The 25,915-nt window shown below is 69.2% G+C and carries 29 protein-coding genes, 1 tRNA gene, 1 pseudogene and 1 riboswitch; of the genes and pseudogenes, 20 read left to right on the top strand and 11 right to left on the bottom strand.

Features of this window, described 5'->3' with window-relative positions:
- Positions 1-76: 76 nt before the first annotated feature.
- Positions 77-1,444 (top strand): FAD-binding oxidoreductase, encoded by a 1,368-nt coding sequence (locus tag ACIPJI_RS00465; RefSeq protein ID WP_402243710.1) that lies wholly within the window; start codon positions 77-79, stop codon positions 1,442-1,444.
- A gap of 10 nt (positions 1,445-1,454) precedes the next feature.
- Here the strand turns inward: ACIPJI_RS00465 and ACIPJI_RS00470 are convergent, their stop codons facing one another.
- On the bottom strand, positions 1,455-1,925 hold the full coding sequence (locus ACIPJI_RS00470) for an SsgA family sporulation/cell division regulator (protein ID WP_402243711.1): 471 nt from the start codon (positions 1,923-1,925) through the stop codon (positions 1,455-1,457).
- A gap of 224 nt (positions 1,926-2,149) precedes the next feature.
- Here ACIPJI_RS00470 and ACIPJI_RS00475 point away from each other — a divergent pair, with 224 nt between their 5' ends.
- Both ACIPJI_RS00475 and ACIPJI_RS00480 read left to right on the top strand, forming a co-directional pair.
- Positions 2,150-3,715 carry an RDD family protein gene (locus ACIPJI_RS00475; protein WP_402243712.1) on the top strand — a complete coding sequence of 522 codons (1,566 nt, stop codon included), beginning with the start codon at positions 2,150-2,152 and terminating at the stop codon, positions 3,713-3,715.
- 85 nt (positions 3,716-3,800) lie between these two features.
- Positions 3,801-4,538: an RDD family protein gene (locus ACIPJI_RS00480; RefSeq protein ID WP_402243713.1), complete on the top strand. Its 738-nt coding sequence runs from the start codon at positions 3,801-3,803 to the stop codon at positions 4,536-4,538.
- Here the strand turns inward: ACIPJI_RS00480 and ACIPJI_RS00485 are convergent.
- Positions 4,524-4,823 (bottom strand): hypothetical protein, encoded by a 300-nt coding sequence (locus ACIPJI_RS00485; protein ID WP_356621994.1) that lies wholly within the window; start codon positions 4,821-4,823, stop codon positions 4,524-4,526. The genes ACIPJI_RS00480 and ACIPJI_RS00485 overlap by 15 nt on opposite strands.
- A 381-nt stretch (positions 4,824-5,204) precedes the next feature.
- Between ACIPJI_RS00485 and ACIPJI_RS00490 the strand changes: the two genes are divergently transcribed.
- Entirely contained in the window at positions 5,205-7,622 is a 2,418-nt protein-coding gene (locus ACIPJI_RS00490) for an immune inhibitor A domain-containing protein (RefSeq protein ID WP_402243714.1), read from the top strand.
- A 122-nt stretch (positions 7,623-7,744) separates the two neighbouring features.
- Positions 7,745-8,059, top strand: coding sequence for a hypothetical protein (locus ACIPJI_RS00495; RefSeq protein ID WP_307706650.1), 315 nt, complete (start codon positions 7,745-7,747; stop codon positions 8,057-8,059).
- A 100-nt stretch (positions 8,060-8,159) separates the two neighbouring features.
- On the opposite strand, the gene ACIPJI_RS00500 is transcribed toward ACIPJI_RS00495, so the two are convergent.
- Positions 8,160-8,744: an isochorismatase family protein gene (locus ACIPJI_RS00500; RefSeq protein ID WP_356621993.1), complete on the bottom strand. Its 585-nt coding sequence runs from the start codon at positions 8,742-8,744 to the stop codon at positions 8,160-8,162.
- Between the two features lie 199 nt (positions 8,745-8,943).
- Positions 8,944-10,272: a nicotinate phosphoribosyltransferase gene (locus ACIPJI_RS00505; RefSeq protein WP_402243715.1), complete on the bottom strand. Its 1,329-nt coding sequence runs from the start codon at positions 10,270-10,272 to the stop codon at positions 8,944-8,946.
- Between the two features lie 110 nt (positions 10,273-10,382).
- Between ACIPJI_RS00505 and clpS the strand changes: the two genes are divergently transcribed.
- From clpS to ACIPJI_RS00545, 8 genes are all read left to right on the top strand, one after another.
- Entirely contained in the window at positions 10,383-10,679 is a 297-nt protein-coding gene (gene clpS / locus ACIPJI_RS00510) for an ATP-dependent Clp protease adapter ClpS (RefSeq protein WP_037774545.1), read from the top strand.
- A complete protein-coding gene (locus ACIPJI_RS00515) occupies positions 10,679-11,272 on the top strand; it encodes a DUF2017 domain-containing protein (RefSeq protein WP_307706646.1) in 594 nt (197 codons plus the stop codon). The genes clpS and ACIPJI_RS00515 overlap by 1 nt, the downstream gene beginning before the upstream one ends.
- A gap of 307 nt (positions 11,273-11,579) precedes the next feature.
- The gene (locus ACIPJI_RS00520) at positions 11,580-13,031 is read left to right on the top strand and encodes an amino acid permease (RefSeq protein ID WP_307706645.1); all 1,452 of its coding nucleotides are present in this window, start codon (positions 11,580-11,582) and stop codon (positions 13,029-13,031) included.
- Positions 13,032-13,110: 79 nt separating this feature from the next.
- The gene (locus tag ACIPJI_RS00525) at positions 13,111-13,533 is read left to right on the top strand and encodes a Mov34/MPN/PAD-1 family protein (protein WP_005317009.1); all 423 of its coding nucleotides are present in this window, start codon (positions 13,111-13,113) and stop codon (positions 13,531-13,533) included.
- Between the two features lie 167 nt (positions 13,534-13,700).
- Positions 13,701-13,832: a putative leader peptide gene (locus ACIPJI_RS00530; protein WP_307706644.1), complete on the top strand. Its 132-nt coding sequence runs from the start codon at positions 13,701-13,703 to the stop codon at positions 13,830-13,832.
- An 87-nt stretch (positions 13,833-13,919) separates the two neighbouring features.
- Positions 13,920-14,198: a MoaD/ThiS family protein gene (locus tag ACIPJI_RS00535; RefSeq protein ID WP_307706643.1), complete on the top strand. Its 279-nt coding sequence runs from the start codon at positions 13,920-13,922 to the stop codon at positions 14,196-14,198.
- 6 nt (positions 14,199-14,204) lie between these two features.
- On the top strand, positions 14,205-15,155 hold the full coding sequence (locus ACIPJI_RS00540; RefSeq protein ID WP_356621991.1) for a cysteine synthase: 951 nt from the start codon (positions 14,205-14,207) through the stop codon (positions 15,153-15,155).
- Between the two features lie 226 nt (positions 15,156-15,381).
- Positions 15,382-16,134: an MBL fold metallo-hydrolase gene (locus ACIPJI_RS00545; RefSeq protein ID WP_189467475.1), complete on the top strand. Its 753-nt coding sequence runs from the start codon at positions 15,382-15,384 to the stop codon at positions 16,132-16,134.
- 89 nt (positions 16,135-16,223) lie between these two features.
- On the opposite strand, the gene ACIPJI_RS00550 is transcribed toward ACIPJI_RS00545, so the two are convergent.
- Both ACIPJI_RS00550 and ACIPJI_RS00555 read right to left on the bottom strand, forming a co-directional pair.
- The gene (locus ACIPJI_RS00550) at positions 16,224-17,492 is read right to left on the bottom strand and encodes a PTS transporter subunit EIIC (protein WP_307706641.1); all 1,269 of its coding nucleotides are present in this window, start codon (positions 17,490-17,492) and stop codon (positions 16,224-16,226) included.
- Between the two features lie 254 nt (positions 17,493-17,746).
- Positions 17,747-19,006 (bottom strand): PTS transporter subunit EIIC, encoded by a 1,260-nt coding sequence (locus ACIPJI_RS00555; protein WP_356621990.1) that lies wholly within the window; start codon positions 19,004-19,006, stop codon positions 17,747-17,749.
- A gap of 183 nt (positions 19,007-19,189) precedes the next feature.
- Here ACIPJI_RS00555 and ACIPJI_RS00560 point away from each other — a divergent pair, with 183 nt between their 5' ends.
- The 4 genes from ACIPJI_RS00560 to rdgB all read left to right on the top strand — a co-directional run bounded on the left by ACIPJI_RS00560 (position 19,190) and on the right by rdgB (position 21,462).
- Complete coding sequence (locus tag ACIPJI_RS00560; protein WP_268247311.1) at positions 19,190-19,477, top strand: PTS glucose/sucrose transporter subunit IIB; 288 nt, start codon at positions 19,190-19,192, stop codon at positions 19,475-19,477.
- An 83-nt stretch (positions 19,478-19,560) separates the two neighbouring features.
- Entirely contained in the window at positions 19,561-20,295 is a 735-nt protein-coding gene (gene rph / locus ACIPJI_RS00565) for a ribonuclease PH (protein WP_307706639.1), read from the top strand.
- A 161-nt stretch (positions 20,296-20,456) separates the two neighbouring features.
- On the top strand, positions 20,457-20,843 hold the full coding sequence (locus tag ACIPJI_RS00570; RefSeq protein ID WP_307706638.1) for a hypothetical protein: 387 nt from the start codon (positions 20,457-20,459) through the stop codon (positions 20,841-20,843).
- A gap of 16 nt (positions 20,844-20,859) precedes the next feature.
- Positions 20,860-21,462 carry an RdgB/HAM1 family non-canonical purine NTP pyrophosphatase gene (rdgB, locus tag ACIPJI_RS00575; protein ID WP_356621989.1) on the top strand — a complete coding sequence of 201 codons (603 nt, stop codon included), beginning with the start codon at positions 20,860-20,862 and terminating at the stop codon, positions 21,460-21,462.
- Between the two features lie 54 nt (positions 21,463-21,516).
- On the opposite strand, the gene ACIPJI_RS00580 is transcribed toward rdgB, so the two are convergent.
- From ACIPJI_RS00580 to bcp, 5 genes and pseudogenes are all read right to left on the bottom strand, one after another.
- Positions 21,517-21,592: transfer RNA gene (locus tag ACIPJI_RS00580), tRNA-Leu, on the bottom strand.
- A 26-nt stretch (positions 21,593-21,618) separates the two neighbouring features.
- Positions 21,619-22,452: an HNH endonuclease gene (locus ACIPJI_RS00585; RefSeq protein ID WP_402243716.1), complete on the bottom strand. Its 834-nt coding sequence runs from the start codon at positions 22,450-22,452 to the stop codon at positions 21,619-21,621.
- The gene (locus ACIPJI_RS00590) at positions 22,449-22,949 is read right to left on the bottom strand and encodes an HNH endonuclease (protein WP_402243718.1); all 501 of its coding nucleotides are present in this window, start codon (positions 22,947-22,949) and stop codon (positions 22,449-22,451) included. Before ACIPJI_RS00590 ends, ACIPJI_RS00585 begins: the two co-directional genes overlap by 4 nt.
- A 257-nt stretch (positions 22,950-23,206) precedes the next feature.
- Positions 23,207-23,903 (bottom strand): annotated as a pseudogene (locus ACIPJI_RS00595) (hypothetical protein).
- A 147-nt stretch (positions 23,904-24,050) separates the two neighbouring features.
- Complete coding sequence (gene bcp / locus ACIPJI_RS00600; RefSeq protein WP_307706633.1) at positions 24,051-24,518, bottom strand: thioredoxin-dependent thiol peroxidase; 468 nt, start codon at positions 24,516-24,518, stop codon at positions 24,051-24,053.
- 126 nt (positions 24,519-24,644) lie between these two features.
- Between bcp and ACIPJI_RS00605 the strand changes: the two genes are divergently transcribed.
- The 3 genes from ACIPJI_RS00605 (at position 24,645) to ACIPJI_RS00615 (ending at position 25,878) form a co-directional block, all read left to right on the top strand.
- Entirely contained in the window at positions 24,645-24,965 is a 321-nt protein-coding gene (locus ACIPJI_RS00605) for a DUF3618 domain-containing protein (protein WP_307706632.1), read from the top strand.
- Between the two features lie 43 nt (positions 24,966-25,008).
- A complete protein-coding gene (locus tag ACIPJI_RS00610) occupies positions 25,009-25,365 on the top strand; it encodes a co-chaperone GroES (RefSeq protein ID WP_005317038.1) in 357 nt (118 codons plus the stop codon).
- A gap of 81 nt (positions 25,366-25,446) precedes the next feature.
- Positions 25,447-25,516: riboswitch (guanidine-III (ykkC-III) riboswitch) on the top strand.
- A gap of 41 nt (positions 25,517-25,557) precedes the next feature.
- A complete protein-coding gene (locus ACIPJI_RS00615) occupies positions 25,558-25,878 on the top strand; it encodes a multidrug efflux SMR transporter (RefSeq protein ID WP_159691667.1) in 321 nt (106 codons plus the stop codon).
- Positions 25,879-25,915 lie beyond the last annotated feature (37 nt).

The following is a 25,915-nucleotide window of genomic DNA, read 5'->3' on the forward strand; positions in this document are numbered from 1 at the left end:
GAAGAACACACTCTGACCCGCGGAGCGGAACGCAGACGGGTTCACACCGATGGCCCCCGGTGCGAGGCTTGGGATCATGGACGATCTCCTCGAGCGGCTGCGCGCCGGTCTTCCCGCGGAAGCCCTCATCACCGATCCGGACGTCACCGCGTCGTACGGCAACGACATGGCGAGCTTCTGCGCGGCGGGCACCCCCGCCGTCGTGGTCCTGCCCCGCTCCGTGGAACAGGTCCAGCACGTCATGCGCACCGCCACGGAGCTGCGGGTGCCGGTCGTGCCCCAGGGCGCCCGTACGGGCCTGTCGGGCGCGGCCAACGCCTCCGACGGCTGCATCGTGCTGTCCCTGACGAAGATGGACCGGATCCTCGAGATCAGCCCGGTCGACCGGATCGCCGTCGTCGAACCGGGTGTCGTCAACGCCGTGCTGTCGCGCGCCGTCGGCGAGCACGGCCTGTACTACCCGCCGGACCCGTCCAGCTGGGAGATGTGCACCATCGGCGGCAACATCGGCACCGCGTCCGGCGGCCTGTGCTGCGTCAAGTACGGGGTGACGGCCGAGTACGTCCTCGGCCTGACGGTGGTCCTCGCCGACGGGCGGCTGCTGAAGACCGGCCGGCGCACCGCCAAGGGCGTCGCCGGATACGACCTCACCCGGCTGTTCGTCGGCTCCGAGGGCAGCCTCGGCATCGTCGTCGAAGCGGTCCTGGCGCTACGGCCCCGGCCGCCCGCGCAGCTCGTCCTGGCCGCCGAGTTCCCCTCCGCGGCCACCGCCTGCGACGCCGTCTGCGCGATCATGGAGCGCGGCCACACCCCCTCGCTCCTCGAGATCATGGACCGCACCACCGTCAGGGCGGTCAACAAACTGGCCAACATGGGCCTCCCGGAGACGACGGAGGCCCTGCTCCTCGCCGCCTTCGACACCCCGGACCCCGCGGCCGACCTGGCCGCCGTCGGGGCGCTGTGCGAGGCCGCAGGCGCGAGCGAGGTGGTGCCCGCGGACACCGTCGCCGAGTCCGAACTGCTGCTCCAGGCCCGCCGGATGTCGCTGACCGCGCTGGAGACGGTCAAGTCGGCCACGATGATCGACGACGTCTGCGTACCGCGCTCCAAGCTCGGGGCGATGATCGAGGGCACGGCCGCAGTCGCGGAGAAGTACGACCTCACCATCGGCGTCTGCGCACACGCCGGCGACGGCAACACCCACCCCGTCGTCTGCTTCGACCATCTCGACCCCGACGAGTCGCGACGGGCCCGGGAGTCCTTCGACGAGATCATGGCGCTCGGTCTGGAACTGGGCGGCACGATCACCGGCGAACACGGCGTCGGCGTGCTCAAGAAGGAATGGCTGGCGCGGGAACTGGGTCCGGTCAGCCTCGAGTTGCAGCGCGGCATCAAGCAGACCTTCGACCCGCTCGGCATCCTCAACCCGGGCAAGCTCTTCTGAACCGCGCCGCTCAGGCATCGCCGTCCTGCACATCGCCGGAGGAGCCGTGTGCCCGCAGCTCGTCGGTCCTGGTCGGGGCGAGGAGCGCGGCCAGGGCCTCGTCGATGCCGAGCGCCGCCGTCTCGGTCCCGGGCGGCACGATCCGCAGCGTCTGCTCCAGCCAGGCCGACACCACCGGGGACGACGCCTCCAGCAGCGCTTCACCGTCGGGTGAACTCAACGCCATGAGGATGACGCTGCGGCCGTCGCCCTTCGACGGCCAGATCCGCACGTCACCGGTGCCGCACGGCCGGAACACCCCTTCCACGAGCAGCTCACGGGCGAACGTCCAGCTGACGGGACGGCTCGAGCCGACGTGGAAGACGATGTGCACGGCGTACGGGTCGTCCGCGCGGTAGGACAGCCGGGCGGGGACGGGGATGCTGCGCTCGGGCGACAGCACCAGGTTCAACTCGAGTTCGCGTTCCACCACCGTGTGCATGATCTCTTCCTTCCTGTACGCCTTCTGGGGCGGCCCGGTGAGCGGGCCTCACGGGAAGAGAGCAGCTACCCCCGCCGGCATGACGCGACTTCCGCACCTAACTTTCCGTGACGCTCCTGTGACCTGAAAGTGGTCGTTACGGCAGGACCGGCCCAGGGGTGCGCGAGGGTCTGATAGATGTGGTCCCTCGAATTGAGGCATCGAAGAGATACGGGACCACGGTGATGAGCGCCCCAACCCCGGCAACCGGCGACGGCAGCCCCACACCCGGCTACTACCCGGACCCGTCCATTCCCGGATATGTCCGGTACTGGAACGGCGCGGCATGGGTGCCCGGCACGAGCAGGCCCGCCCCGAAGTCGGACGAGGCGATGCCCGGCCCGCCCGCGTCTGCCGCCGCTTCCGGACCCGCCGCGCCGGCACCTTCCGTGGAAGAGACCGGCCCGGTCTTCCTCGACGAGGAGCCGTCGGACGAGCCGGCCCGCCCGGAGCCCGCCACTGCCTGGCAGGCCGACACTTCACGCCAGGCCGGCTTCGGCGGCGACCTCGACAACCGCGTCTCATGGGGCGGCGACCCCCGTACGGCCGACCGGCCCGCCACCGGTGACGCGACGTCCGATCCCCGCCGTCCCGCTGCGGCCGCCCGGACGTCCGAGCCGCCCGCCGACCCGACCGGCGGCAAGCTGCCCGGCATGCGTTCCGCGGCGCCCCAGGCGGCCCCCGCCGCAGACGAGGTCCCCGGTGGTGTCCGCCCTCTCGGCCCGTCCGCCTCGGGCCGACCGCAGGCGGACGGCACGGTCGCGATCCGCGCGCTGCGCCCCGGCGGGTCGGCGGGCTCCGCCGACCCGGCCCGGCCGGCCGCGGAGGAGACACCGGTCCGCCGCACCCCGAGCCCCCAGCAGCCCGCGGAGAACACCGTCACCATCCGGGCCCAGCGGCCGGGGCAGGCCGACGGCACGATGACGATGCGGGCGGTCGGCAGGCCCGCGGAGGCGGACCCGACCCGACAGGACCCGTCCCGCCCCGCCCCGCAGTCCGCCGCCACCGCCCCGCAGGCACCCGCACAGCCCCGGCCGCAGGCACCCGCACAGCCCCAGCCCCAGCCGCAGGTGCCGGCACAGCCTCAGCCGCAGGTGCCCGTGCAGTCCCAGCCACCGGTCACCAGCAGTGCCGGCGGCGGCGCCGCCTCCTGGCCGCAGCAGGTGCACCAGCTGGCGCAGACGTCGGCCTCCGCCGAGGGCGAGCCTGTCCTTCCGTGGAAGCCCCCCGTCAACGACCCGTTCCTCGCCGCCGCACAGGCCCAGGCCGCCGCCCGGCCCGCCGGACTCGGCAAGCGCCTGGCCGCCCGCCTGATCGACACGGTGCTGCTCGGCGCGCTCGTCGGCGCCGTGGCCGTGCCCGTCGCCGCGCAGACACGCGCCCACATCGACGAGAAGATCGAGGCGGCGAAGCTGTCCGGGGAGACGGTGACGGTCTGGCTGCTCGACGGCACCACGGCGGGCCACCTCGGCATCGTCCTCGGCGCCCTGCTCGTCCTCGGCGTGCTGTACGAGTCGCTGCCGACCGCCAAGTGGGGCCGGACGCTCGGCAAGAAGCTCTGCGGCCTCCAGGTCCTGGACATCGAGACCCATGAGCCGCCGACGTTCGGCGCCGCGCTGCGCCGCTGGCTCCTCTACAGCGTCCTCGGCGTCCTCGTCGTCGGGGTTCTCAATGTGCTGTGGTGCCTGTTCGACCGCCCGTGGCGGCAGTGCTGGCACGACAAGACGGCGCACACGTTCGTGACCGGCTGACCCGTCCGGCCGTACGGCTCCCAGGAGGTCCCTCGAACGCCTGTGAGCCGTTGCGGGCCTCATGGGCCCGGGGTGCACTGCCCCCATGAGCAACGACCAGCCGCCGCCCGGACAGTCGCCCGACGACGATCCGTTCCGCAAGAAGCCGCAGGAGCCGCAGGGGCCCCAGGAACCGGGCGGGCCGACCCCGCCGCCCGGGGGCGCCCCCGGCTCCGGCGGTAGTTCTCCCTACGACTCTCCCCTCGGAGGGGCGGGCGGGGCGGCAGGTCCTTACGGCGGTGAGCGGCCGCCTCCGTACGACGCGGGAGCCTACGGCGGCCCGTACGGAGGCGCGGATCCCCTTGCGGGCATGCCGCCGCTGGCGAGTTTCGGCAAACGGGTGCTTGCCCGGCTCATCGACATGATCATTGTTTTTGTGCCGCTGTTCCTCATCTCGCTGGCCTTCGGCGGCGTCGAGGTGGCCACCGGCGGCGAGGACTGGGACGAGGTCACCGACCGGATGAACTCGGGGGAGCAGTGGCTGTGGTCGCTGATCTCCCTTGTGGCGTACGTCGGTTACGACACCCTCATGACGGCGAAGTACAACGGGCGGACCGTAGGCAAGAAGATCATGAAGCTGCGGGTCGCGATGCTCAACGACGGCCGGGTGCCGGACGTCGGCTCCTCACTTCTGCGCGCCCTCGTGCTGTGGGTGCCCGCGCTGGTGTGCTGCTACTGCATCTGGTGGCTCGTCATCGTCATCACGGTGCTCGCCGACAAGCCCTACCGGCAGGGTCTGCACGACAAGGCGGGCAAGACGGTCGTGGTGTCAGCGGCGCAGTGAGTGCTGGCCGACCCTGGTCTCCGCCCCTGCATGCGCGCGGGCCGCTGACCTGCGGGCCGTGAGCGCGTCGGAGGCGGTGGCCGTGGGCGGCGCGGCGGCCGCCCGGGTGGCCCGGTGGCGCAGAGCCGGCGTGAGCGCGACCAGAAGTCCCAGTGCCAGCGAGGCGATACCGATCGCGGCGACCGCGACGCCGTCGGTGGCGCGGGTCAGCAGCAGGAGGGCGACGGTCGAGAAGACGACGGTGGCCGAACCGTAGGCGAGCTGTGCGGCAGTCGGACGCGGCATGACGGTATCCGTCCTATGGACAGGGGCAGGGCCGGAGCCTTGGGGACAGTTCGCACTGACAGCAGACTCTACGTCGGTGGATGCCCCTGTGGAACCGGCAGTAAGCGTGACCTAACCCACGGTGCCGGTGCATGGGGGGCGCACAGGGTCATTCGACCCGCCAAGTGGCGGAAAATGTGCGCCTCTTGTCCTGATTTCCCATCGTCCGGATACCGGGGCCCTGCACCCGCATAGTGTAGTTGGCCTGTCCAAGTCAAGGACTGTCTTTTCTTCCTCAACTCCGGTCGAATGTCGTCACTTGAGACGCGTATACCGCGCACGCGGACGAACCCCACAACCCTGTCCGCAGCAGCGACGGAACGCGGGGGAGGACACCATCAAGTGACCAGCAAGCGACGGACGTTCAGAGCGTCCGCGGTGCTCGTGGCCCTTGCCGCGACGACCGCGACCGCATCGGCGTTCACCAGTGCGCAGGCCGACGGCCAGAAGCCGGCGGACCCTGCGGGCATCGAGCGGCACGACCCGGCACCGCACAAGGGCCATGTCGAGCACGACCTCGAGGGTCCCTTCAGCAAGCAGCAGGAGGAGCAGCGCCAGGCCGCCCTCGAGCAGGTCATATCCGGCGACGCCACCGTGCAGCAGCGCGGCGGCTCCAAGGTCGTCAAGCTCGACGACAAGAAGTACGTCGAGCTCGCCCGGGAGAAGACCGAGAAGATCTTCACCATCCTCGTCGAGTTCGGCGACAAGGTCGACGACACGACGATGTTCGACCCGGACGGCGCCGACGGCCCCAAGCCGCCGGTGAAGAAGTACGGCGGCACCCCCGGTCCGCTGCACAACCAGATCGCGAAGCCGGACCGGTCGAAGGACAACTCGACCGCATGGCAGGCCGATTACAACCAGGAGCACTTCCAGGACCTGTACTTCGGTACCGGCAAGGACGAGAACGGGCAGCCGAAGCAGTCGCTGAAGACCTACTACGAGAAGACCTCGTCCGGCCGTTACTCGGTCGACGGCGCCGTCTCCGACTGGGTCAAGGTCGACTACAACGAGGCCCGCTACGGCTCCAACTACTGCGGCCAGAGCAACTGCGCCAACGTCTGGGACACGGTCAAGGACGGCGTGACCGCCTGGGCCGCCGACCAGAAGGCCAAGGGCAAGACCGACGCGGAGATCAAGGCGCAGCTGGCCGAGTACGACCAGTGGGACCGCTACGACTTCGACACCGACGGCAACTTCAACGAGGCCGACGGCTACATCGACCACTTCCAGATCGTCCACGCGGGCGAGGACGAGTCGGCCGGCGGCGGTGCCGAGGGCACCAACGCCCTGTGGGCCCACCGCTGGTACGCCTACGGCACCGACGCCGGCAAGACCGGCCCGGAGAACAACAAGTCCGGCGGCACCCAGATCGGCAACACCGGCATCTGGGTCGGCGACTACACCATGCAGCCCGAGAACGGCGGCCTCGGTGTCTTCGCCCACGAGTACGGTCACGACCTCGGTCTGCCGGACCACTACGACACCTCCGGCGGCGGCGAGAACTCGACCGGCTACTGGACCCTGATGTCGGCCGGCTCCTGGCTCGGCACCGGCAAGGACTCCATCGGCGACCTCCCCGGCGACATGACCGCCTGGGACAAGCTCCAGCTGGGCTGGCTCAACTACGAGACGGCCAAGGCCGCCACGAAGTCGACCCACACCCTCGGCGTGTCGGCGTACAACACCGACAAGCCGCAGGCGCTCGTCGTCGAGCTGCCGAAGAAGCCCGTCACCACGACTGTCGTGAAGCCCTCCGAGGGCTCCAAGCAGTGGTGGAGCGACATGGGTGACGACCTCAAGAACACGCTGTCCCGCTCGGTGGACCTCACCGGCAAGTCGTCCGCCTCGCTGGAGCTCGACGGCTGGTGGGACATCGAGGCCGACTACGACTACCTCTACACGGAGGTCTCGACGGACGGCGGCGCCAACTGGACGCCGGTGGACGGTACGGCCGACGGCAAGGCGATCACCCGTGACGCGGGCGACAAGCCGGCGCTGACCGGCCCCTCCGAGGGCCACAAGAAGCTCGTCTACTCGCTGGACGCCTACGCGGGCCAGAAGGTCGACGTCCGCTTCCGCTACCAGACGGACGGCGGCGTGGCGGGCAAGGGCTTCACGGCCGACGCCATCACGATCAAGGCCGACGGCGCGCCCGTCTTCTCGGACAACGCCGAGGGCGAGGTCGCCGGCTGGACCGCGAAGGGCTTCAACCGCATCGGTGAGTCCTTCACGCTCGAGTACGAGCAGTACTACATCGCCGAGAACCGCCAGTACGTGTCGTACGACAAGACCCTCGAGGTCGGCCCGTACAACTTCGGCTTCAAGGCGCCGCGCGACAACTGGGTCGAGCACTACCCCTACCAGAACGGTCTGATGATCTGGCAGTGGGACACCTCCCAGAAGGACAACAACACCAGCGCCCACCACGGCCAGGGTCTGATCCTTCCGGTGGACGCGCACGCCAAGCCGCTGAAGTGGTCCGACGGCACGGTGCTGCGCAACAAGATCCAGACGTTCGACTCGACGTTCAGCCGGTACCGCACGGACAGCTTCTGGCTGCACAACGCGGACAAGCCGCACTGGATCGCGTCCCAGCGGGGCAACCCGGTCTTCGACGACCGCAAGGGCGTCTACTGGTACCCGGAGAACCCGACGGGCAGCGTCAAGGTAACTGACACCAACACCAAGATCTCGATCGTCAAGGAGCCGCTGAGCGGTCGGACGATCACCATCAACGTTGGTCCGTCGACCAAGTAATCCGTAACACCCCAGGTCAAAGCATGATCGGCCGTCGCCCTCTAGCGGGCGGCGGCCGATCGTGTTTAGGTGCGTCTGACCGAGGTTCTTATTGACAGTGACTCACGGGGGAGTGGTTCCGCATGCCCGGCGGAGGTTTCTGCAAGTTGCCAGGCGGCAGCGTCGTCGTCGCGATCAGCCTGCCCAGCCCGGCCGGGGGCGGCGCCACGGTCCGCTTCCTGGTGCACGCCGCGAACCGCGCGAGGGCACTGACGCGGCTGCGGAACCTCGGGTTCAGGGCGGTGTACCTGCGGGGGAACGCGGAGCCGCCGACGCCGGACGAGATCACGGCGGTGCTGCACCATCCGGACGGCCTGCTGTGGCGTCCCGACCACACCGCGGGCGCGGAACTCTGGCACCCGGCCCGAGCCCTCCTCCGCCCGGCCGGCCCGGCGTAGCGGTCGCCGCGCTTCCCGTGGTCCGGGGCTCTGCCCCCGACCCCCCGCACCTCGATCGCCGGGTAAGGGAACGGCCCCGCGCAGCGGGCCGCACCCGGCGTCACACCACCGGCTTGCCCGACAGTTCGACGCCCGCCTCGCGCATCTCCTCCACCGCACGCGCCGTCGAGTCCGCCGACACGCCCGCCGTCAGCCCGAGCAGCACATTCGTGCGGAAGCCTTCCCGCGCGGCGTCCAGCGCGGTCGCCCGCACGCAGTGGTCGGTCGCGATGCCGACGACGTCCACCTCGCTGACGTCGCGGGCACGCAGCCATTCCGCCAGGGTCGTGCCGTTCTCGTCCGTCCCCTCGAAGCCGCTGTACGCCGCCGCGTACGCGCCCTTGTCGAAGACCGCGGCGATCGCGCCGGAGGCGACGACCGGTGCGAAGTTCGGGTGGAAGCCGACGCCTTCCGTGCCGGCCACGCAGTGCGGCGGCCAGGAGCGGGCGAAGTCCGGGTGTTCGGAGAAGTGGTCGCCCGGTTCGACGTGGTGGTCGCGGGTGGCGACCACATGGCGGTAGCCGGGCTGGGCGTGGCCGATCAGGTCGGTGATGGCGGCCGCGACATCGGCACCTCCCGCCACCGCGAGGCTGCCGCCCTCGCAGAAGTCGTTCTGAACGTCGACGACGATCAAGGCGCGGTGCATGGCGGGTGTCCTTCGGTGGGATGGCGGACGGCGGATGGAAGGGGGCGGACGAGCCGCCCACGACCGCCGGCGCTCAGAACCGGCGGCGAACAGAACTACTGAGCGTAGACACTCGCCACGCCGTACGGGAGGGGGTTGCGGCCCGCGCGGCGGGTCGTCGTGCTCCCTGCCCCTCTACGGGTGGTTCATTCCGGTCGGCTCACACGTACTCGGTCGGGATGACCGCCTCGCCGCGCGACAGCTGGGTCGCCGACAGCGGCAGGCCCTCCCGCGCCGCGGTGTGCCGGGCGCGGGCCGCGTCCAGCGGTTCGCGGGCGACGACGTCGCCGCCCTTGACCAGCTCCACCAGCAGCTGCCGATCGGCGAGCTCCGCGGGCACCTCGCCGACGCCGACGACCTCCGCCTCCGCGATCCCGTCGGCGTCGAGACGGCGCGCGGCCCACTTGCGGCCGCCGACCGACATCTTGCCGCCCAGGGACTTCTTGGCGACCGGCTCGAGCGGGGCCCCCGGATCCGTGGACCGGGCGCGGGCGACGAGCTTGTAGACCATCGAGCAGGTGGGGTGGCCGCTGCCGGTGACCAGCTGGGTACCGACGCCGTAGGCGTCGACCGGCGCGGCGGCCAGGGAGGCGATCGCGTACTCGTCGAGGTCGGAGGTGACCACGATCTTGGTGTCGACGGCCCCGAGCTCGTCCAGCTGCTGGCGCACCCGGTGTGCGACGAGCAGCAGGTCGCCGGAGTCGATTCGGACGGCGCCGAGTTCGGGACCGGCGATGTCGACGGCCGTACGGACGGCCTCGGCCACGTCGTAGGTGTCGACGAGCAGCGTCGTACCCCGTCCGAGTGAGTCGACCTGGGCCTGGAACGCGCCGCGCTCGCTGTCGTGGAGCAGCGTGAAGGCGTGCGCACTGGTGCCGACGGTGGGGATGGCGTAGCGGAAGCCGGCCGCGAGGTCGGACGTGGAGTCGAAGCCGCCGACGTACGCGGCGCGTGCCGCGGCGACCGCCGACAGCTCGTGGGTGCGGCGCGCGCCCATCTCGATGAGCCGGCGTCCGCCCGCGGCGGCGGACATCCGGGAGGCGGCGGCCGCGATCGCGGAGTCGTGGTTGAGGATCGAGAGGATCACCGTCTCCAGCAGCACGCACTCGGCGAAGGTGCCCTCGACCCGGACGATCGGCGAACCGGGGAAGTACACCTCGCCCTCGGGGTAGCCCCAGATGTCGCCGCTGAAGCGGTAGCGGGCGAGCCACTCGAGCGTGGGCTCGTCGACGATGCGCTGTTCGCGCAGGAAGCCGAGGACGCCCGCGTCGAAGCGGAAGTTCTCCACGGCGTCCAGGACGCGGCCGGTCCCGGCAACGACGCCGTAGCGGCGGCCCTCGGGCAGGCGCCGGGTGAAGACCTCGAAGACGGATCGCCGCTCGGCCGTGCCGGCCTTCAGCGCCGCCTGCAGCATCGTGAACTCGTACTGATCGGTGAAGAGCGCGGTCGACGGCACGTCCACCGGCAGCCCAAGGTCTGCTGTGTTCATGACGGTGATGCTAGCGCACATCTCGTCAATCTGACGAGATGTGCTTCCGGCGGGGCCGGGGGGCGTTTGTGCGATACGGCCTCCCGGGTGGCAGCATGGGTTGAGTGACGATGCCCGTAGAGATCGAACGACCCGAGTCGGCGGAGGAGGCGCACGCCGTCCCCGAGCCCGATGTGCCCTGGGTGACGCTGGTGCACAACGACCCGGTCAATCTGATGAGCTACGTCACCTACGTCTTCCAGGCCTATTTCGGCTACTCGAAGGACAAGGCGCACAAGCTGATGCTCGACGTCCATCACAAGGGGCGCGCCGTCGTCTCCAGCGGTACCCGCGAGGAGATGGAGCGTGACGTGCAGGCGATGCACGGATACGGACTGTGGGCCACGCTCACCCAGGACCGCGGCTGATGAGCTCTCACTTCGAGCCGCTCGACGGCGGCGGTGCCGCGGTCGCCCTGGACGAGGTCGAGATCGCGATCCTGCGCTCCCTCGCCGTCCAGCTCCTCGAGCTCATCGGTCCTGGCGACGAACCGGCCGAAGGGGCGGACCCGCTGGCGGCCCTCTTCGCGGAGGGGCCGAGCGAGCCCCCGTCCGATCCCGCGCTCGCGCGCCTGTTCCCGGAGGCGTACGCCGATCCGGAGGCGGGGACGCCCGACGAGGAGCTGAGGGCCGCCTCCTCCGAGTTCAGGCGGTTCACCGAGAACGACCTGCGCACCCGTAAACGGGAGGACGCCCTCGCCGTCGTGCGCAACCTCGACGCCCTCACCCCGGCGGGTGACGGCGGTGCCGTCATGGAGCTGGCGGCCGACGACTGCCTGCACTGGCTCGGCGCCCTCAACGACCTGCGGCTGACCATCGGCACCCGTCTCGACGTCGGCGACGAGGACGAGAACGAGGACCTCTACCGTCTCCCGGACTCCGACCCGCGCAAGCCGATGGTCATGGCGTACCTGTGGCTCGGCGCGTTGCAGGAGACGCTCGTCGAGACCCTGATGCCCTGAGCTTCCGTTCGCTCAACGGAGTCTCAAATCCGGATAACGATCCCGTCAACGCCTCGTCACCGTTCCTCACGCCGCGCGCCGTTTGTCCGTATTTTCTTGTGGCGTGCGCCACTCTCCAGTAAGTGGATCACTGTTGCCGTCGTGATAGATCTTCACGACCGCTCGGGGAACGCCACCCCTGTCTCCCGAGTGCGCCCCGTCCGGCCGACCGCCGGAGGCACTCCATCCACATCCGGGGGGATCAGGACCTGATCCGCAGCCGCTCGACGCAGCGGGAGCGGATCGGCATGGAGAAAGGCGCATCACCATGACCTCGGTGCAGGTCGACAATCACACCGGCGACGAGGCCGGGGGTAACACTTCGCAAGAGGGCTACGAGCGCGGACTCGGTAGCCGGCAGGTCCAGATGATCGCCATCGGCGGTGCCATCGGCGTGGGCCTGTTCATGGGAGCCGGCGCGAACATCGCCAAGGCCGGACCCAGCATCATCCTGATGTACGCCCTCGCGGGCGTCGTCATCTTCTTCATCATGCGAGCGCTCGGCGAGCTGCTCCTGTACCGGCCCGTCTCCGGCTCCTTCGCCGAGTACGCCCGGGAGTTCCTCGGCCCGTTCTTCGGCTATGTCACCGGCTGGACGTACTGGCTGATGTGGATCGTCACCGGCATGGCCGAGCTCACCGCGGCGGCCATCTACATCCACTTCTGGTTCCCGGAGATCCCGCAATGGGTCAGCGCACTGGTCTTCCTGGTGGTGCTCTTCGGCGTCAACCTGATCTCGGTGAAGATCTTCGGCGAGGTCGAGTTCTGGTTCTCGATGGTCAAGGTCACCGCGATCATCGGCATGATCGTGATCGGTCTCGGTGTCCTCACCCTCGGCTTCTCCGACGCCGGTGACACCGCCTCCGTCTCCAACCTCTGGTCCTACGACGGGATCTTCCCCAACGGCATCGGCTCCAGCCTGATGACCCTGCAGGGCGTCATGTTCGCCTACCTCGCCGTCGAGCTCGTCGGCGTGACGGCGGGCGAGTCGGAGGACCCGGAGAAGACCCTCCCCAAGGCGATCAACACGCTGCCCTGGCGCATCATCATCTTCTACGTCGGCGCCCTGATCGTGATCCTCTCCGTGGTCAAGTGGACCGAGTTCTCCGCGGGCCAGAGCCCCTTCGTGCACGCCTTCGAGAAGATCGGTATCCCGCTCGCCGCGGGCATCGTCAACTTCGTGGTGCTCACCGCGGCCCTGTCGTCCTGCAACTCCGGCATGTACTCCACCGGCCGGATGCTGCGCGACCTCGCCTCCAACGGCGAAGCCCCCAAGGCGCTCGGCAAGCTCAACCGCCGCCGCACCCCGGCGGTCGGCATCGCGGTCTCCGTCGCCCTCATGGGTATCGGTGTGGTCCTCAACTACATCGTCCCGGAGAAGGCCTTCGGGTACGTGGTGTCCGTCGCCACCGCGGCCGGCATCTGGACCTGGATGATGATCCTCGTCAGCCACATCCGCTACCGCTCGGCGGTGGACGCGGGACGGTTGCGCGCCTCGTCCTTCCCGGCTCCGGGCGGCGCCCTCTTCAGCTGGGTCGCCCTGCTCTTCCTGATCGGAGTGACCGGCATGGTCGCCCTGGACGAGGCGGGCCGCATCTCCCTGTACGTCGCCGCCGTCTGGGCCCTGGGCCTCGCCGTCGGCTGGCAGGTGCTCAAGCGGAACAACCCGCAGATCGCCGAGCGGGCGGCGCAGCGGGAGTACGCGGCGAAGTCCGACTGACGACGGCGTGTCCACCGCTCGTCTCATCTGATGGCCTCCGGATCTCGGATCCGGAGGCCGTCTGCCTATCCTGTGGCCCATGCTGACCATCACCCAGGCCCTCTTCGACCAGATCGTCGCCCACGCCCGCGAGGACCACCCGGACGAGGCCTGCGGCGTCGTCGCCGGCCCGGAGGGCTCCGGCCGTCCCGAGCGCTTCATCCCGATGCTGAACGCGGCCCGTTCGCCCACGTTCTACGAATTCGACTCGGGCGACCTGCTCAAGCTCTACCGCGAGCTGGACGACCGGGACGAGGAGCCCGTGATCATCTACCACTCGCACACCGCGACCGAGGCGTACCCCTCCCGCACCGACGTCAGCTACGCCAACGAGCCCGGCGCCCACTACGTCCTGGTCTCCACGGCGGACACCGACGACGCGGGGCCCTTCCAGTTCCGCTCGTTCCGCATCGTGGACGGCGAGATCACCGAAGAGGACGTGAAGGTCGTGGAGGCGTACTGAGCCTCCGCCGCGGGCGCCCGACGAGCAGGTCCCGCCACCCCGCGCACACCCGGCGCAGAGCGGGACCAACCCCCTCCGGGCGCCCCCGGTCCGCATCCTGAGCGGGTAAAGTCCACCATGCGAGATCACATTCCGGGGAGCGGACCGGGAATCGATACGATGAGCGCATGGTTCCCCATGACGTGAGCGACAAGACGCCGAGCACTCTGCTGCTCGTGGCGCGGCTGCACGTCGACCTGTGCCGCCTCGCCAGCGCGATGTGTACGGCCGCGCCCTGTCGTTCCCACGGCACAGCCTGACGGAACAGCGCACTCCAGCCACACCCCCTCGCGCGGGGGCCACAGCCGCGCGCCCCTACGCCACCTTCCACAACAGGAGCCCACGTCATGGCCATCGAGGTCCGCATCCCGACCATCCTCCGCACCTACACCGGCGGCGCCAAGGCCGTCGAGGGCAACGGGGACACCCTCGCCGAGCTCTTCGCCGACCTCGAGTCCCGCCACAACGGCATCCAGGAGCGCATCGTCGAGGGCGACCAGCTGCGCCGTTTCGTGAACGTCTACCTGAACGACGAGGACGTCCGCTTCCTCGACGGCATCTCCACCAAGCTCGCCGACGGCGACAGCGTCACGATCCTGCCGGCCGTCGCCGGCGGCATGGTCTGATCGCTGATGCGATACGACTCCCCGCTCGCGGCCGTGGGCAACACGCCGCTGGTCCGGCTCCCGCGGCTGTCGCCCTCCGACGACGTCCGCATCTGGGCCAAGCTCGAGGACCGCAACCCCACCGGCTCGATCAAGGACCGCCCCGCGCTCCACATGGTCGAGCAGGCGGAGAAGGACGGCCGCCTCACCCCGGGCTGCACCATCCTCGAGCCCACCAGCGGCAACACCGGCATCTCGCTGGCGATGGCGGCCAAGCTCAAGGGCTACCGCATCGTCTGCGTCATGCCGGAGAACACCTCGCAGGAACGGCGTGACCTGCTGAAGATGTGGGGCGCCGAGATCATCCCGTCCCCCGCGGCCGGTGGCTCCAACACCGCCGTACGCGTCGCCAAGGAACTCGCAGAGCAGAACCCGTCCTGGGTGATGCTCTACCAGTACGGAAACCCGGACAACGCCGGCGCCCACTACGCCACCACCGGCCCGGAGATCCTCGCCGACCTGCCGTCCGTCACGCACTTCGTCGCGGGCCTCGGCACCACCGGCACCCTCATGGGCGTCGGGCGCTACCTGCGCGAGAACAAGCCCGATGTGAAGATCGTGGCCGCGGAACCGCGCTACGACGACCTCGTGTACGGCCTGCGCAACCTCGACGAGGGCTTCGTCCCCGAGCTGTACGACGCGTCCGTGCTGACCACCCGCTTCTCGGTCGGCTCGGCGGACGCGGTCACCCGCACCCGCGAACTCCTCCAGCAGGAGGGCATCTTCGCGGGCGTCTCCACGGGCGCGGCACTGCACGCCGCGATCGGCGTCGGGAAGAAGGCCGTCAAGGCCGGAGAGAGCGCGGACATCGTGTTCGTGGTGGCCGACGGCGGCTGGAAGTACCTGTCGACGGGCGTCTACACCGCGGACACGACGGAAGCGGCGATCGAGACCCTGCAGGGCCAGCTCTGGGCATGACCCAGGTCGTGGGCGGCAGGCGCGGAGCGCTGAACCCCCGAAGACCGTGAGCGGTCACAACTTCATACGAACCAGGCGATGTCACCCCTCGTTCCCGACCCGGGACGGGGGGTGACGTTACCCACAACACGGGGCGGCTGAGGAGCGACCGGCCGTTTCGCGCCTTACGCTCGACGCACCGCACGACCTTCCCCCAGCCCTCCCCGTCCACGGAGGTTCCAGCTCCATGAAGCTCACCGTCGTCGGCTGCTCCGGGTCGTTCCCGTCCGCGGAATCGGCCTGCTCGAGCTACCTCGTAGAGGCCGACGGCTTCCGGCTGCTCCTCGACATGGGCAACGGCGCCCTCGGAGAGTTGCAGCGCCACTGTGGTCTCTACGATCTCGACGCCATCTTCCTCAGCCACCTTCACGCGGACCACTGCATCGACATGTGCGGGTACTTCGTGGCCCGCTACTACCGCCACGACGGCGGCCGCTGCGCCCCCATCCCGGTCCACGGCCCCGAGGGCACCGAACAGCGTCTGACCACGGCCTACGCCGACACGCCTTCCGCCTCCTCCATGAGTGAGGTGTTCGACTTCCACACCCTGAAGCCGGGGCACTTCGAGATCGGCCCCTTCTCCGTCTTCACGGAGAGGCTGGCGCATCCCGTCGAGGCGTACGGCATCCGGCTGGAGCACGGCGGCAGGACGCTGACGTACTCGGGCGACACCGGTGTGTGCGACGCGCTCGACGACCTCGCCGCAGGCGCGGACCTCTTCCTGTGCGAGGCGTCCTTCACGCACGGCAAGGAGGACATCCCGGACCTCCACCTCAACGGCCGGGAGGCCGGGGCCTACGCCCGGCGCGCGAACGCGGGCCGACTGGTCCTGACCCACATCCCGCCGTGGACGGACCCCGGGCAGACGCTGCGCGACGCCCGGGCCGTGTACGACGGCCCCACGGAGGTCGCGCGGCCGGGCGCGGTCTACGAGATCTGACGCAGACCGGCCCGACCGGCCCACAGGCAACGGCGAAGGCCCCTGCCCTCCCGACGGAGGACAGGGGCCTTTGCCGTGGTGACGCGAGGCTACTTCGCCTCGGCCTTCTGCAGTTCGGCGAGCTCCTCGTCGGACTCGCGGCCCGGCGTGGGGAGGTTGAACTTGGTGATCGCGAAGCGGAACACCACGTAGTAGACCGCCGCGAAGCAGAGGCCGACCAGGGCAAGGCCCCACGGGTTGGACGCGATGCCCAGGTTGAGGAAGAAGTCGATCGCGCCGGCGGAGAAGCCGAAGCCGTCCTTCATCCCGAGCGCCCAGGTCAGCGCCATGGAGACACCGGTCAGCACGGCGTGGATCGCGTACAGCACCGGCGCGATGAACATGAAGGTGAACTCGATCGGCTCGGTCACACCGGTGACGAACGAGGTCAGCGCGAGGGAGAACATCATGCCGCCGACGACCTTGCGGCGCTCGGGGCGGGCACAGTGCACGATCGCGAGGCAGGCCGCCGGGAGGGCGAACATCATGATCGGGAAGAAGCCGGTCATGAACTGTCCGGCGGTCGGGTCGCCGGCGAGGAAGCGGGCGATGTCACCGCTCTTGCCCTCGTAGGAACCGGCCTGGAGCCACGGGAACGAGTTCAGCAGGTGGTGCATGCCGACGGGGATCAGGGCCCGGTTGGCGACACCGAAGATGCCCGCGCCGACCGCGCCGGAACCGACCAGCCACTCACCGAGGTTGTGCAGACCGGCGCCGAGCCAGGGCCAGATCAGGCCGAAGACGATACCGATGACCAGACCCGCGAAGGCGGAGAGGATCGGGACCAGACGCCGGCCACCGAAGAAGCCCGCCCAGTCGGGCAGCTTGGTGCGGTAGAAGCGCTGGTACAGCAGGGCGACGACGATGCCCATGACCACACCGCCGAGGACACCGGCGTTGACCGGCGCCTCGTTCATGACGATCTTGCCGTCGGCGACGGCGGCGACCTTCGGCAGGTTGCTGTCCGTGAACTGGGCCAGCACGCTCTTGAAGACCAGGTAACCGGTCACCGCCGCCAGCGCGGTCGAACCGTCGGACTTCTTCGCGAAGCCGATGGCGATGCCGACGGCGAACAGCAGCGGCATGTTGTCGAGCAGAGCGCCACCACCGGCCGCCATGTAACCGGCGATCTTGGTGATGAACTCGGGGAACGACTCCTTGCCGAGCATGTCCGCCTGGCCGAAGCGCACCAGGAGCGCGGCGGCGGGCAGCACGGCGACGGGCAGCATCAGGCTGCGGCCGATGCGCTGCATGACAGCCATCACGCCTGCGCCCGTCTTCTTCTTGTCCGCCTCTGGGGCGGCGCTGGCCGTGGACATCAACTTCCTCCAGTTGGCAAGGCGCCGCCAGAGGACAGAGAAACGGGGGAGGGCGGCGTCTCAAAAAGGGGAATGCGGCCTATGGTCTGGACCGCATGGTCTACACCATTGAGTGGTGTAGACCTGTTGTAGCACGGTGAGGGTTAGATAAGGAACCTGCGAATTTTCCGGACCCGATAACGATCCGGTCAATGCGTGCAAAAGGCCTCCGGGACCCGAGGTCCCGGAGGCCTTCCCTGCCTGGTCGGGGGTCTCTACTTGGTCACTTCCCGGTCCATCTCCTCCTGGACCTCCTCCGGCTCACGCCCAGGTGTAGGAATGTTGAACAAAGTGATCGCCAGCCGGAAGACGACGTAGTAGATCACCGCGAACCCCGCGCCGATCGGCAGGATCAGCCACGGCTTCGTATCCAGGTGCCAGTTGACGACGTAGTCGATGAGACCCGCGGAGAAACTGAAGCCCGCGTGCACCCCCAGCGCCCAGGTGATCGCCATCGACGCCCCGGTCAGCAGGGCGTGCAGCCCGTAGAGCAGCGGCGCCACGAACATGAAGGAGAACTCGATCGGCTCCGTCACGCCCGTCACGAACGACGTCAGACCGACCGAGAACATCAGACCGCCCACCCGTTTGCGGTGCTCGGGCCGGGCGCAGTGGGTGATCGCCAGAGCGGCCGCCGGAAGGCCGAACATCATGATCGGGAAGAAGCCCGACATGAACAGACCCGCGTCCGGGTCCCCGGCGAAGAAGCGGGTCAGGTCGCCCTGCACCACCGCTCCGTCCTCGCTCTGGTACTCGCCCGCCTGGAACCAGAAGAACGTGTTCAGGAACTGGTGCATGCCGATCGGGATCAGAAGCCGGTTCGCGACGCCGAAGATGCCCGCGCCCCAGGCCCCGAGGTCGATCAGCCGCTTCGAGAAGGCCGTCAGCGCGTCACCGACCGGGTCCCACAGCAGACCGAACAGCACCCCCAGCACACAGCAGACGAACGCCATGATGATCGGGACGAGCCGGCGCCCGTTGAAGAAGCCCAGCCAGTCCACCAGCCGGGTGCGGTGGTAGCGCTGCCAGATGACGGCCGTCAGGAGGCCGATCAGGATGCCGCCGAGCACCCCCGGGTTCTGCGGGGTGCCTTCCGGCATCGCCTCCGTCACCGTGCCGTCGACCGGGAAGGCCTTCAGGACGTTGTAGTACACGAGAAAGCCCGCCACGGCCGCGAGTGCGGTCGAACCGTCGGCCTTTTTCGCGAAGCCGATCGCGACGCCGATGCAGAACAGCAGGGGCAGGCCCAGGCTGCCGTCGAGGATGCCGCCCCCGCCCTTGATCAGGACCTCCGAGGTCCGATCCCAGAACGGGCCGTCCAACGATGCGCCGAACAGGTTGCCGAGGCTGACCAGCAGACCGGCCGCGGGCAGCACGGCGACCGGCAGCTGCAGGCTGCGGCCGATCTTCTGCAGCCCTTGGAAGAGTCCGTTCCACCACTTCGGCCGCGGCGCGGCCGCGCTCTCGGTGCTCATCGGCGTCCTCCCGGAACAGGCCTGGTTTGGCAGCTGTTGCAGACTGGTGTAGACCAGTCGCGATACGGTCCTGGGGCCCGGTCGCGAGACAGGGCACCGGTGATCGTCATCTTTCGATACAAGACGGTTACTCGCCCGTGAAGATGGGCCAACCGTGCGTTACCGTGACAACCCGGACCTACGGTGGGCCGAGGCGGTGGGCCGGACGCTCAACGCTCCGAACGCAGGGAGAAAGACATGGCCAGCAAGGCTGAGAAGATCGTCGCCGGGCTCGGCGGAATCGACAACATCGAGGAGATCGAAGGCTGCATCACCCGCCTCCGTACCGAGGTCGCGGACCCCAGCCTCGTCGACGAAGCCGCCCTCAAGGCCGCCGGCGCCCACGGCGTCGTCAAGATGGGCACCGCCGTCCAGGTCGTCATCGGCACCGACGCCGACCCGATCGCCGCCGACATCGAAGACATGATGTGACCTGAGCGGACACCGACGCACGAGGGGTCTGATCCGGCCGAGCGGGAACAGGCCCCTCACCCATCTGCCGATAGGCTCGGCGCATGTCTCGAATCGACGGCCGCACCCCCGAACAGCTCCGCCCCGTCACCATCGAACGAGGATGGAGCAAGCACGCCGAGGGCTCCGTCCTCATCTCCTTCGGAGACACCAAGGTCTTCTGCACCGCCTCCTTCACCGAAGGCGTCCCCCGCTGGCGCAAGGGCAGCGGCGAAGGCTGGGTCACCTCCGAGTACTCGATGCTCCCCCGCTCCACCAACACCCGCGGCGACCGCGAATCCGTACGCGGCAAGATCGGCGGCCGCACCCACGAGATCAGCCGCCTCATCGGCCGCTCCCTGCGCGCCGTCATCGACTACAAGGCACTCGGCGAGAACACCGTCGTCCTCGACTGCGACGTCCTCCAGGCCGACGGCGGCACCCGCACCGCCGCCATCACCGGCGCCTACGTGGCCCTCGCCGACGCCATCGCCTGGGCCCAGGCCAAAAAGATCGTCAAGCCCGGCCGCAAGCCCCTCACCGGCACCGTCGCCGCCGTCAGCGTCGGCATCGTCGACGGCACCCCCCTCCTCGACCTCTGCTACGAGGAGGACGTCCGCGCCGAGACCGACATGAACGTGGTCTGCACCGGCGACGGCCGCTTCGTCGAGGTCCAGGGCACCGCGGAGGCCGAGCCCTTCGACCGCAAGGAACTCAACGCCCTCCTCGACCTCGCCACCGGAGGCTGCGCCGACCTCGCCGCCCTCCAGGCCGAGACCCTCGGGCAGAACGCCCAGTAGCCGCCGGCGGCAGACGCCGGCTTCCGCCCGCCGCCAGGCGAACCCACCAGGCGAACCCGCCAGGTAAAGAAGCAACCAAGAAGCCCCCACGGGGCGTCGTAGTCGATACGGGCGCACGGGCCGAACCGTGCGCCCGTCCGTATCCGGGGAGGACCCTCAGAATGTCTGCGCGCCGCCGCATCGCACTCACCATCGCCGCCGCTGCCCTCGTCGTGCCCGCAGCCGCCGGCTGCAGCGCCCTCGACAAGGCACTCGACTGCGTCGAGACGGCCGACGCCATCGCCACCAGCGTCAACAAGCTCCAAGAGGCCGTCTCCAGCGCCACCGAGGACCCCACCAAGGCCCGCGAGGCACTCGACGACATAGACCGCGAACTCGACAGCCTCGGAGACAAGACCGACAACGCCGACCTCACCAAGGCCGTCGAAGACCTCGGCACCGGCGTCGACAACGTCCGCAAGTCCATCGAGAACGGCGACGCCACCCCCGACATCACCCCCGTCACCGACGCGGCCACCGAGATCGGCAAGGTCTGCACCCCCGGGTGACCCCGATAATCGGGACATGACCCGACTGATCCTCGCCACACGCAACGCCGGAAAGATCACCGAACTCAGGGCCATCCTCGCCGACGCGGGCGTCACCCACGAACTCGTCGGCGCGGACGCCTACCCGGAGATCCCGGACGTCAAGGAGACCGGCGTCACCTTCGCCGAGAACGCCCTCCTCAAGGCGCACGCCCTCGCCAAGGCCACCGGCCTGCCCGCCGTCGCCGACGACTCCGGCCTCTGCGTCGACGTCCTCGGCGGCGCGCCCGGCATCTTCTCCGCGAGGTGGTCCGGCCGCCACGGCGACGATCAGGCGAACCTCGAACTGCTCCTCGCGCAACTCCTCGACATCGACACGCCCCACCGCGGCGCCCACTTCGCCTGCGCGGCCGCCCTCGCCCTCCCCGACGGCACGGAACGCGTCGTGGAAGGCCGCCTCCGGGGCACCCTCCGCCGCTCCCCGCACGGCACGAACGGCTTCGGCTACGACCCGATCCTCCAGCCGGAGGGCGAAAGCCGCACCTGCGCGGAACTGACCCCGGACGAGAAGAACGCGATCAGCCACCGGGGCAAGGCGTTCCGGGCGCTGGTGCCGGTGGTGAAGGACCTGCTGGGCTGAGCCCGGCGCAGACGCGAAGGGCGCGGCACCGATCCGGTACCGCGCCCCTTTGCGTGGGCCCGGTGGGACTCGAACCCACGACACACCGGACCTAAACCGGCGCCCTCTTGGCCAGCTGGGGTACGGACCCGCGGCTGACACTGTACTGTGCCGCCTTCAACGCCGTGCAGGAGTGCCCCGAGAGAAGGTACCTGTCTGGCTGTGGCACGACGGGCACAAGTACCTGAGGTTCTCGAGCCGGTTGTCCAGACGGTCGCCGTTGATGTGATCTATCTCCAGTACCAACGGCCGCCCCCGCCAGACATCCCCGGTTCCGCACTCCGCGCAGACACGGGGCACATCCAGATCGTCCAGCGCCCGCCGAAGCAGTGCCGTCCTCGTGCGGTGCGAACCGGATTCATCGCGTCGCAGAACGTCGACGGCGGCCTTTCGGTACGGCGAGGGTACGCCCCGGCAGTGAGCCTGGCCGGTGAAGTGCTCGACCGACAAGCCGTGGGCTTCGATGCTTCGCCGAACCGTCCTCCGCGAGGAGCCGTTGTTCGGTCTTCCCAACAGCCTGAGCACTCCGGCCAGGGTCGTGGACGCCTGTACGGCGGATGCGAGTTCGGCGCGAGGGAGGGTCTCTGTGCCGTATCCCCAGCCGCGGGTGAAATGCGAGGTGTCGATGCCGAACTGGTCGAGCTTCTTGCGGATGTGGCTGTAAGGGCTGTCGTCCGGTGCGTGACCCAGGTACTCCAGCATTTCCCGGATGCTGTGCGAGTTGGCCGCGGCCTTCGAGAGCCGCTCTTGCGAGTACGAGCGGCGTTCGCGTGGTGGCAACGGCTCATCGAGGAAATGGGAGGTGTCGATCGCGTAGGTCTCGAGCCGGTGGCGAAGATACCGCTGCGCGATGCTGCCCATGGGGGCACCGACCCGGCGCATGAGGTCGACCAGACTCGTCGAGACCGCCGCAGTCCTCATCAGGAGGTCACGGGGGTACTTGGTGTTCATCCGGTGGTCGTCCTCTTCCGGCCTCGGTAGGTGTCCGTCACCGCATGGCAGTTGGGGCACAGGAGCCGCAGATTGTCGGGCCGGTTGTCCCACCAGTCCCCGTTTCGGTGGTCCACTTCGAGGCGCAGGGGCTTGTTGTTCCATCGTGTGCCGACGCCGCACTCGGCACAGATGTCGGGCCACCCCATCTGCAAGAGGTTCCGGCGGAGTCGACTGCCGGGAACCCGCCCCTCGCTGGGATCCCGCAGTGTCAGTACGTCACCGCGGGACCCTTTCGGCGCCCGCTGACGTGGACCGGCGAAGTGTGAGGTGTCGATGCCAAGGGCGGCGATCCGGCGGCTGATGTGCGCGTGGTTGCCTCCCACGGGGTTGATGCCCAGGCCCAGCACGACTTCCCGGATGCTGGTCGACCGAGCCACCAGCTCACGCAACCGCTCCTCTGTGTGCCGTGCCTGCCCGGACCGCAGATGTGAGGCGTCGATGCCGAAGGCCTCCATCCGACGGCGCAGGTACCGCCTTGTCCCCGGCGTAGGCGTGCCTCCGGATCTGCGCACGGCTTCGTCCCAGGTCGTTGAATCTCGAGCCGCTTCAGCGAGTAGCTCTCGCGTGTACTTCACCGGCATCGTCCCCTCCGTCCCGGCCCCCTGTTCGCGGCCTCGTACGGAGTAACGAACCGACTATCGGACGGTCACGTCCGAAAAGCGGAACAACCCGTCCCGTTCGGCGGCGGGGCGGGTCGTTCAGGGTGCCGGGGTCAGAACTTCGGGTCGGGGGCCTGCGCGAGCACCATGTCGGCGGCCTCCTCCTTCGTGCTCACCGACGGGGGCGAGCCCTCCAGGGGCCTTTGGGCCGTCTCCTTCATGCATGCCACCGCGATCACGCCCACCAGGGCCGCCGCCATGGCGTAGTACGCCGGCATCAGGTTGCTGCCCGTGAGGCTGATCAGGGCCGTGATCGCCAGGGGGGTGGTGCCGCCGAAGAGGGAGGCGGAGAGGTTGTAGCCGACGGAGAGGGAGCCGTACCGGACGTGGGTGGGGAACAGCGCCGGCAGGGCGGCGGACATCGTGCCGAGCAGGCAGACCAGGGACAGGCCCAGCATCAGCATGCCCACGGAGATTGCCTTGCGGCCGATCTTGTCACCCAGAGGGCCGAAGACCATGCCGCCGAGCGGGCGTACGAGGAAGGCGACGGCGAAGGTCGCGAAGGAGGAGAGCAGCTGGACCGTGTCGTTCCGTGACGGCCAGGTAGCTGTAGATCCCGAAGTCGAACCACTCCATGGCGTTGCCGAGCGAGGCGGCTTTCACCGCGCGCCTTACCGTCGCTTCGTCGGTGACCGTGATGTCGGTCCGCCGCAGTTCGGGGTTCCTCCGCTGTTCGATCGTGCGGAAGAGTACGGGGTGGCGTTTGATCGCTGCGGGATCGGCCGTCGGTTCCTGGCCGCTTTCCGCCATGACCTGTTCCTTTCCTGGACTCCTCTGCAAAGGGAATCGTCTGCTCCCTCGCGCCGACCGCAAACCGAAGTCCCACGCGAATGGGACTTCGGTCACAAAGTGTGCGAGCGGTCAGGAAGGGTGCGGAAAGGGGGATGGGCCCGCGGTTCAGATGCCGAGGTCCTTGATGATCTTCGCGACGTGGCCGGTGGCCTTGACGTTGTACAGGGCGCGCTCGACCTTGCCCTCCTCGTCGACGACGACGGTGGAGCGGATCACGCCGGTCACCGTCTTGCCGTAGAGCTTCTTCTCGCCGAACGCGCCGTATGCCTCGAGGACCTCCTTGGAGGGGTCGCCGACGAGCGTGACCTTGAGGTCCTCCTTCTCGCGGAACTTGGCCAGCTTCTCGGGCTTGTCCGGCGACACGCCGATGACCTCGTAACCGGCGCCGGCCAGCAGTTCGAGGTTGTCGGTGAAGTCGCAGGCCTGCTTGGTGCAGCCTGGGGTGAGCGCGGCGGGGTAGAAGTACACGATCACCTTGCGGCCCTTGTGGTCCGCGAGCGAGACCTCGTTGCCGTCGGCGTCGGGAAGGGTGAAGGCGGGGGCGGTGTCGCCGGGCTGGAGTCGCTCGCTCATGGTTCTCCTCGGTGTGCTTCGGGGCGTACGGCCTCGAGCGTAATGGGGGTGCCGTCGGGTGCGGTGGCGGGTGAGCTGACAGACTGTCGACGAAGGATTACCGGACACGACCACGGAGGCAGCGCGGTGTCGGATGCCAGGACCCCTGCGCAGATCGAGGCGGACATCGTCCGCAGGCGCGAGCGGCTCGCCGAGACGCTCGACGAGATCGGTATGCGTGTGCACCCGAAGACGGTCATCGGTGACGCGAAGGCCAAGGTCGCCTCGACGGTGGACCGGACGGCGGGGCGGGCTTTCGTCGCGGTGAACCGGTCCGTCTCGGACGTGAAGGCGCAGTTCGTGTCCGACGACGGGTCGCCGAGGCTGGAGCGGCTGGTGCCGGTGGCGCTGGTGGCGGTCGGTCTGGTGGGTCTGCTCGCCGTGTCGGCGCGCAGGCGCCGTTTGTGACCCTGAGGCCCATGGGGGTGTCCGTGGCAGGTAGGTTCGTCGTGTGAGCGCCAAGAGCCATGAGCACAGTCCCCAGCACGACAAGCTGCCCATCCGGATGCTGCACGACCGTGTGCTGGTGAGGACCGACATTCCGGAGGGTGAGCGGCGTTCCACCGGCGGCATCGTCATTCCGGCGACGGCCGCGGTGGGCCGGCGTCTGTCGTGGGCCGAGGTGGTCGCGGTCGGGCAGAGCGTGCGGACGGTGGAGCCCGGGGACCGGGTGCTGTACGACCCGGAGGACCGGGCGGAGGTCGAGGTGCGGGGCGTTGCGTACGCGTTGATGCGGGAGCGGGATCTGCACGCGGTGGCGGCCGACCGTTTCCAGGGCTCGGAGGACTCGACGGGGCTGTATCTGTAGCGCGTGTACGGGGGCTTCTCCCGAGGCGTGACAGCAGGCAGGGCCGGTGGCGGAGGTCACCGGCCCTTTCGTCTGCCCTGGGGGCGCCTTTTGCTACGTTGGAGGGACCCCGACGAGACGCGCCGTACCGGGCAGGAAAAGACGACGCACCCCGTTGTTGTTCGCGTTGTTCCGCGTCTCGGAGGTGCCGTCATGGCCTGGGTCCTGCTTGTTGTCGCCGGTCTGCTCGAGGTGGGCTGGTCGATCGGTATGAAGTTCACCGAGGGTTTCACCAGGCTGTGGCCGAGCGTGTTCACCGGTGCGGGGATCGTCGCGAGCATGCTGCTGCTGTCGTATGCGGCGAAGTCCCTGCCCATCGGTACGGCCTACGGGGTGTGGGTCGGGATCGGTGCGGCCGGCGCGGCCGTGGTCGGCATGCTGGTGCTGGACGAGCCGGTGACCGCCGCCCGGATCTTCTTCGTGTGTCTGCTGCTGGTCGCGGTGGTCGGTCTCAAGGCGACCTCGGGTCACTGAGCCGCTCGGGCTGCCGTGGGCCCCGAGGTGGCCGGGT

This window comes from Streptomyces sp. NPDC086835 (assembly GCF_044745705.1).
In the GTDB taxonomy this organism is placed as follows: domain Bacteria; phylum Actinomycetota; class Actinomycetes; order Streptomycetales; family Streptomycetaceae; genus Streptomyces.

Excerpts from the sequence above, each read along its gene's own strand:
- ACIPJI_RS00465 (WP_402243710.1), top strand. The coding sequence starts at position 77 with ATGGACGATCTCCTCGAGCGGCTGCGCGCCGGTCTTCCCGCGGAAGCC.
- ACIPJI_RS00470 (WP_402243711.1), bottom strand. The coding sequence starts at position 1,925 with ATGCACACGGTGGTGGAACGCGAACTCGAGTTGAACCTGGTGCTGTCG.
- ACIPJI_RS00475 (WP_402243712.1), top strand. The coding sequence starts at position 2,150 with ATGAGCGCCCCAACCCCGGCAACCGGCGACGGCAGCCCCACACCCGGC.
- ACIPJI_RS00480 (WP_402243713.1), top strand. The coding sequence starts at position 3,801 with ATGAGCAACGACCAGCCGCCGCCCGGACAGTCGCCCGACGACGATCCG.
- ACIPJI_RS00485 (WP_356621994.1), bottom strand. The coding sequence starts at position 4,823 with ATGCCGCGTCCGACTGCCGCACAGCTCGCCTACGGTTCGGCCACCGTC.
- ACIPJI_RS00495 (WP_307706650.1), top strand. The coding sequence starts at position 7,745 with ATGCCCGGCGGAGGTTTCTGCAAGTTGCCAGGCGGCAGCGTCGTCGTC.
- ACIPJI_RS00500 (WP_356621993.1), bottom strand. The coding sequence starts at position 8,744 with ATGCACCGCGCCTTGATCGTCGTCGACGTTCAGAACGACTTCTGCGAG.
- ACIPJI_RS00505 (WP_402243715.1), bottom strand. The coding sequence starts at position 10,272 with ATGAACACAGCAGACCTTGGGCTGCCGGTGGACGTGCCGTCGACCGCG.
- clpS (WP_037774545.1), top strand. The coding sequence starts at position 10,383 with ATGCCCGTAGAGATCGAACGACCCGAGTCGGCGGAGGAGGCGCACGCC.
- ACIPJI_RS00515 (WP_307706646.1), top strand. The coding sequence starts at position 10,679 with ATGAGCTCTCACTTCGAGCCGCTCGACGGCGGCGGTGCCGCGGTCGCC.
- ACIPJI_RS00520 (WP_307706645.1), top strand. The coding sequence starts at position 11,580 with ATGACCTCGGTGCAGGTCGACAATCACACCGGCGACGAGGCCGGGGGT.
- ACIPJI_RS00525 (WP_005317009.1), top strand. The coding sequence starts at position 13,111 with ATGCTGACCATCACCCAGGCCCTCTTCGACCAGATCGTCGCCCACGCC.
- ACIPJI_RS00530 (WP_307706644.1), top strand. The coding sequence starts at position 13,701 with ATGGTTCCCCATGACGTGAGCGACAAGACGCCGAGCACTCTGCTGCTC.
- ACIPJI_RS00535 (WP_307706643.1), top strand. The coding sequence starts at position 13,920 with ATGGCCATCGAGGTCCGCATCCCGACCATCCTCCGCACCTACACCGGC.
- ACIPJI_RS00540 (WP_356621991.1), top strand. The coding sequence starts at position 14,205 with ATGCGATACGACTCCCCGCTCGCGGCCGTGGGCAACACGCCGCTGGTC.
- ACIPJI_RS00545 (WP_189467475.1), top strand. The coding sequence starts at position 15,382 with ATGAAGCTCACCGTCGTCGGCTGCTCCGGGTCGTTCCCGTCCGCGGAA.
- ACIPJI_RS00550 (WP_307706641.1), bottom strand. The coding sequence starts at position 17,492 with ATGTCCACGGCCAGCGCCGCCCCAGAGGCGGACAAGAAGAAGACGGGC.
- ACIPJI_RS00555 (WP_356621990.1), bottom strand. The coding sequence starts at position 19,006 with ATGAGCACCGAGAGCGCGGCCGCGCCGCGGCCGAAGTGGTGGAACGGA.
- rph (WP_307706639.1), top strand. The coding sequence starts at position 19,561 with ATGTCTCGAATCGACGGCCGCACCCCCGAACAGCTCCGCCCCGTCACC.
- ACIPJI_RS00570 (WP_307706638.1), top strand. The coding sequence starts at position 20,457 with ATGTCTGCGCGCCGCCGCATCGCACTCACCATCGCCGCCGCTGCCCTC.
- rdgB (WP_356621989.1), top strand. The coding sequence starts at position 20,860 with ATGACCCGACTGATCCTCGCCACACGCAACGCCGGAAAGATCACCGAA.
- ACIPJI_RS00585 (WP_402243716.1), bottom strand. The coding sequence starts at position 22,452 with ATGAACACCAAGTACCCCCGTGACCTCCTGATGAGGACTGCGGCGGTC.
- ACIPJI_RS00590 (WP_402243718.1), bottom strand. The coding sequence starts at position 22,949 with ATGGAGGCCTTCGGCATCGACGCCTCACATCTGCGGTCCGGGCAGGCA.
- bcp (WP_307706633.1), bottom strand. The coding sequence starts at position 24,518 with ATGAGCGAGCGACTCCAGCCCGGCGACACCGCCCCCGCCTTCACCCTT.
- ACIPJI_RS00615 (WP_159691667.1), top strand. The coding sequence starts at position 25,558 with ATGGCCTGGGTCCTGCTTGTTGTCGCCGGTCTGCTCGAGGTGGGCTGG.